Below are 5761 nucleotides of genomic sequence, written 5' to 3'. Positions count from 1 at the left end.
GGCCACTTTTGCCATAACCGTGTTTTTTCACAGGAGATGTCTGTTCACAAAACGGGCATCTTACATCAACTTTAGCCACTGTATTCCACATCCAAAACCGGACATTTCACACTGCAATCAACATATTGAATACACGACAATTAAATCAGCGGATGTTCTCCGTGCAATAAAAAAACAGCGGCATAGCCGCTGTTTTTTATGGATGAAATACACCGTTACGGTAAAACCGTCAGGACTCCAGTGCGTGGCAGCGCTGATGCCATGCGGAAAACTGCTGCGGATCGTGCCACACAGCGTAGTGTAAACGGGAAATCGTCATCGGATCGCTCAACAGCACCAAACGCTGATTGTCGCTTAGCGCATCCAGATCCTGTTTCAACGCATCAGCCACGCGCTGGGCACGGCCCTGCTCAACCGCACGGCTAAAGCCATGGCGCGCAGTTGCCATTGCACTCGCCAACGCATTGAGCGAAGGATCAAAGACTGCCTGCACGAAACCATTTTCCAATTTACGTGCACGGTTGGCACGGAAATAGGTGTCCGTTGCTACCAGCTCGCGCGGCGGCTCGTACTCTTCCGGAATCAACAGAAGATTAGCACGCTTGCATGCAAGCCCAATCGAGGCACGGCTTGAAATTACCGACACGAATGGCGACAGGATCAACGAGAAAACAATCGGCGACAGCCACCACAGGAAACGCAAATCCAGCCAAGCCATACCAATGGCCCACACCAACCCCAGCACCAGTTGAGAGCCGTGACGAGCGAAGGCTTCTCTCCACGGCGTGGCATCATCATCACGCTGCGGCGATTTCCATTGCACGGACCAGCCTAGGAAGGCACTGACCACGAAAACGGTATGGAACAGCATACGCACCGGGGCCAGCAATACCGAAAACAGCATCTCGAGCAGTAACGACAGGAAAACGCGCACGGCACCGCCGTAAGGTCTCGCCCCCTTTGCCCATACCAGAATCACACTCAGCAATTTTGGCAGGAACAGCAGCACCAATGTGGTCGAGAACAAGGCTATTGCCAATTCAGGACGCCATTGTGGCCACACGGGGAAGAGCTGACGCGGTTGGAGGAAATATTGCGGCTCCATCAGCGTATGCACTACTTGCAGTGCGGTTGACAGCGCCAGGAACATAAACCACAGCGGCGCGGAAAGATAAGACATCACACCGGTCAGGAACACGGCACGGTGTACAGGGTGCATCCCTTTCACCAGGAACAACCGGAAATTCATCAGGTTGCCGTGGCACCAGCGGCGATCGCGCTTAAGTTCATCAAGCAGGTTAGGCGGCAGTTCCTCATAAGAGCCGGGCAGATCATAGGCGATCCATACCCCCCAGCCCGCACGGCGCATTAGTGCCGCTTCAACAAAGTCATGGGACAAAATTGCGCCCGCAAAAGAACCTTCACCGGGCAACGGTGCCAGCGCACAGTGCTCAATAAAGGGTTTCACACGGATGATGGCGTTATGGCCCCAATAGTGCGACTCACCCAGTTGCCAAAAGTGCAGACCTGCGGTGAACAACGGCCCGTACACACGTGTGGCAAATTGCTGACAGCGTGCATACAAGGTATCCATCCCGGACGCTTTGGGAGAAGACTGGATAATCCCGGCATTGGGGTTGGCTTCCATCAAACGTACCAGTTGCGTCAGACATTCGCCACTCATCACGCTGTCGGCATCCAATATCACCATATAGCTATATTGGCTGCCCCAACGACGGCAGAAATCATCGATATTACCGCTCTTACGTTTCACGCTACGACGACGACGGCGATAGAAGATACGGCCAAACCCATCCACTTCACGGCACAGGTCCATCCAGGCTTTCTGCTCTGCAACGCATTTGTCCGGGTCGTTACTGTCACTCAACACATACAGATCGAAGTGATCGAGCTGTCCGGTCGCTGCCACCGATTCGTAGGTCGCCCGTAATCCAGCGAACACGCGCTCAACGTCTTCGTTACAGATAGGCATGATTAACGCCGTTCTGTGCTCGGGATTGAGCGGCTCATTCCCTACCGTCGTTGACGAGATACTGTATTTGTCCTTGCCGATCAGCAGTTGTAAAAATCCCATCAACGCAGTCCAAAAACCGGCAGATACCCAACAGAACAGTACGGCAAACAGCACCAGAATGCCACTTTGCAGGATATAAGGCAGAACCTGCATAAAGGAGCGCAGGAAAGGCTGATTCACCATTGCGAACGGATCGATCAGCGCCCATCCCTGATAAGGCAAAATGGTTTTCATGTACCAGGTGGCGATTGCCGTTTGGAACAACGTCAAGATAAGCAGGGTGTAACGGCGCAACGTCCCCACCATTCTCCAGCGGTTCTCGGCAATCTTCTCTTCCGGGCTGGCATGCGGACGACTCGGTGCCGGGGAGCGCACGAGCATACTTTCCCACCAGCGTACCAGCGGGTTGGTGCGCCACATGTCAGGAAACATCGACGCACGTTTGATCGTGGGCATCGCCTGTAATGCAGTACGCCCTTCTTTATCAACCATAACCGGTTTAACCGCCGTTGCCGTATCGGGCCAGGCGGCATCCAGACGCGCCTTGACAGATTGCAGCGGCGAATCGTCTTCCGTCAGCAGCGTCGCAGGGGATTCCCCCTGCGCCAGAGCCCGATGTATTGCAGAGAGACTTTTACTCTCTGCCTGAGGCAACGCATGCTGCAACGCCTCCACCGCTTGCGCGGACAGAGGCAATTTCCCGATATAATCAGGGCTCGAAATTAACTTATTCATTGGCAGGTAGCTGATAGCTCCAGGTTTCCGATAACAGCGTTTCGCCGTTCACCAAAGCAGCGCGCAGCTCGGTTGGCTGTTTAGGATCTTTCACACGCAGACGCAGTGTTAAACGCCAGCCGCGCGTTACCGGATTATAGCGAACATTGTTCTCAACGATTTCACCGTTGTCGCCGATGCTAACTTGAGAGGACACAGGCGTTGCCTCTTCCATCTCTTTCATCATCGGGCCTGCAAAATCGACCAGGAACGCAACGGTGCCATCCGGTTGGCGAATCAGGTTAGACTGTTTCACATCCCCGGTGAAGCGCATGGTGCGCTGAACGTAGGCCAATTCAGGTGAATGCAATTGTTCTTCGTCACGCGTGAAGTGCAGGCGATAGCCCACTTCCAGCGGCTTACCAATTTCAGGCAGCGCTTCCGGCGTCCAGAAAGCAACGATGTTATCGTTGGTTTCATCGGCAGTCGGAATTTCCACCAGTTCGACTTTCCCTTTCCCCCACTCGCCCTTGGTTTCAACCCAGCCGCTAGGACGCAGATCGTAACGGTCATCCAGATCTTCATAGCTGGAGAAGTCACGCCCACGTTGCAGTAAACCGAAGCCTTTCGGGTTTTCAATCGAATAGGTGCTGACAGACAGGTGTTTCGGGTTATTCAGCGGACGCCAAATCCACTCACCGTTGCCCGCGTGGATAGATAAACCGTTAGAGTCATGCAACGCCCCACGGTAGTTCAAAGTGGGAGAAGGCTGGTTCGGCCCAAACAGGAACATACTGGTTAACGGTGCCAGCCCCAGTTTACCGACGCAAGCGCGCAGAAACACGTTAGCCTGAACATCAACCACGCTGTCACGTCCAGGATAAATGACGAAACGGTATGCACCTGTTGCACGCGGTGAATCGAGCAGCGCGTATACCAGCAGGTGCTTGTCATTGGGTTTTGGACGTTCGATCCAAAACTCGCGGAAACGTGGGAACTCTTCCCCAGAAGGTAATGCAGTGTCAATCGCCAGACCGCGCGCAGAAAGGCCATAAGTCTGCCCTTTACCGATCACACGGAAATAGCTGGCACCCAGCATGCTGACAATTTCGTCATCCTTGCCAAGCTTGTTGATGGGATACAGGATTTTAAAGCCCGCAAAACCGAGATTCTTCACGGTCTCTGCATCGTGATTCACCGTACCGAAATTAAAATACTCCGGTGAATAGGCGATCACGTTAACATCAGTGGCAGTCACTTCATTGATTCTCACCGGTGTATCGAAATACATGCCCTGATGATAGAACTGAATGCGAAACGGCGTTTGCAGGTTATTCCAGTATGACTTCTCCTGATTAAAACGAATCTGCTGATAGTCAGCAAATTTCATATCGCGGAACTGGGCGGGAAGATTGCTCTTCGGCGCTTCATAGCCTTTCGCTGCCAGCTGTTCAGCTTGCGCTGCCACATCATCCAGCGAGAATGCCCAGGCAGGCAACGCAGTGAAATACAACACAATCGCTGCGGGCAACCAGCGCAAATTCGCTACTAGACGTTTAACCCCAAAATTATTAACCAGCACAGCTCCCCCTGTTCGTGTGCTTAGATCAACTAAAATCCATATTAATGGATAAGTTAACCTTCCGACAATTTGATAAAAGCCCGGTTCATCATGATAGTTCAGCGTTTAAACAACGCAAACTGCAACCCCGATAAATTTCTGTAAAAAATCGAAAATTAGAGAGGATACTCCGTCACCGGTCAGCCGTTGGCAACCCCTTGCGGTTATTTATGCCAGCTGCGCGCTGCTTACCTACAATTCTACCTGTTGCACTGTTAGCAAAACACCCTGTTTATGCTGTGGTTGCAGAGAATACATGCTGCTTTTGTTAACACGTGTCCACCATAACGTTTAAGCTCGTGCAACTTTCAAGAATAATCCGAACGATTGCACGTTGATGCATTAACAAATTCGGATGCAACACGAATTACACCCATTGGTAACAAAATCGCGTTAAATCAGGTACAGTAGGGTGACGTAGTTATGCCCGTCCACCTACTAGCATCGACGCTTACTGATTCTTACATGAACGCATTGCGCCACAACAAAATTGCCACCACGCTAAGCCTCTTCGCGTTGCTGATGATTTTCATCGCGCCTATCGTTTCACAGGCGTTAATGCGGCATGATTATACTCCGCCCACTCATACTCAGCACCATCATTCTCACGACAAACCGGCAACATCGTCACCGATGTCATCCGATGCAACCATGGGCCATGACGCCTGTTGTTACTGCGGGCTGTTATCCCATCACCCAGCGCTGTTTCCCGAAAACTCGCCGCCGCTTGATCCGCTGTTTCTCACTCAGTCCGAGGCGAATGAGCCGCGCACACGGCACAAGATCGTCGCCGCGTGTTATCGCGCCCAATCGCCTCGCGCACCGCCGACAGTCATATAACACAACCATAAACACAAAAATTTGATATTGGATAACTTCCTGTCACAAGACGACGTCTCCTTTTCCTTTATTTTCTTCTTGTTACGATGACAAGTGCTCCCATGCTATGGATACCGTAAACGCTGACAAAATCTATGGTCACCCCCATTTTTGCAACACTGATTTTTGACTAATGGTGGGCTTGCTTCAATCTATCCTGCGTCTCTGTGGGCGAGATGCCCGCGCCTCGATGAGTTCCGCGCCTGGTGAACCTGAAAAGGCCCTAGGCTTCAGTGAGCCATTTTTGTCGTCAGGTTTTTCAGCAGGCCGATATGCCGTTCATATCATCAATAATCAGTCTTCGCAAAACCAGATAGGTAACTGCTGTTTAATTACATAATAATCAGTGTCTTGATGTAGTTCTATATAACATCGGCTTTGTTGAATAAATAGATTTTATGCTGGCAGCCCAGTGAAACGACGGATCCTCGCAACGTAAAATCATGCAGTTAGGCCTCATGAGAAAAGTGTACACCTGAGATGACAAGCATTTTCAACCAAAACTGGCATGG

The 5761-nt window shown here is 51.5% G+C and carries 3 protein-coding genes and 1 pseudogene; 1 reads left to right on the top strand and 3 read right to left on the bottom strand.

Annotated features, from left to right (window positions below; genetic code table 11):
• From QZ506_RS21235 to QZ506_RS21225, 3 genes and pseudogenes are all read right to left on the bottom strand, one after another.
• A pseudogene (locus QZ506_RS21235) lies at positions 1-79 on the bottom strand (IS1 family transposase); the annotation flags it as partial.
• A gap of 150 nt (positions 80-229) precedes the next feature.
• A complete protein-coding gene (mdoH, locus tag QZ506_RS21230; protein ID WP_291973738.1) occupies positions 230-2770 on the bottom strand; it encodes a glucans biosynthesis glucosyltransferase MdoH in 2541 nt (846 codons plus the stop codon).
• The gene (locus QZ506_RS21225) at positions 2763-4331 is read right to left on the bottom strand and encodes a glucan biosynthesis protein G (RefSeq protein ID WP_291973736.1); all 1569 of its coding nucleotides are present in this window, start codon (positions 4329-4331) and stop codon (positions 2763-2765) included. Before QZ506_RS21225 ends, mdoH begins: the two co-directional genes overlap by 8 nt.
• 462 nt (positions 4332-4793) lie before the next feature.
• On the opposite strand from QZ506_RS21225, the gene QZ506_RS21220 reads away from it, so the two are divergent.
• Positions 4794-5210, top strand: a complete 417-nt coding sequence (locus QZ506_RS21220) for a DUF2946 domain-containing protein (RefSeq protein ID WP_291973734.1) — start codon at positions 4794-4796, stop codon at positions 5208-5210.
• Positions 5211-5761: the final 551 nt, after the last annotated feature.

The organism is Candidatus Symbiopectobacterium sp., from assembly GCF_020054415.1.
In the GTDB taxonomy this organism is placed as follows: Bacteria; Pseudomonadota; Gammaproteobacteria; order Enterobacterales; family Enterobacteriaceae; genus Symbiopectobacterium.
This window is presented reverse-complemented; position numbering and strand designations above follow the sequence as displayed.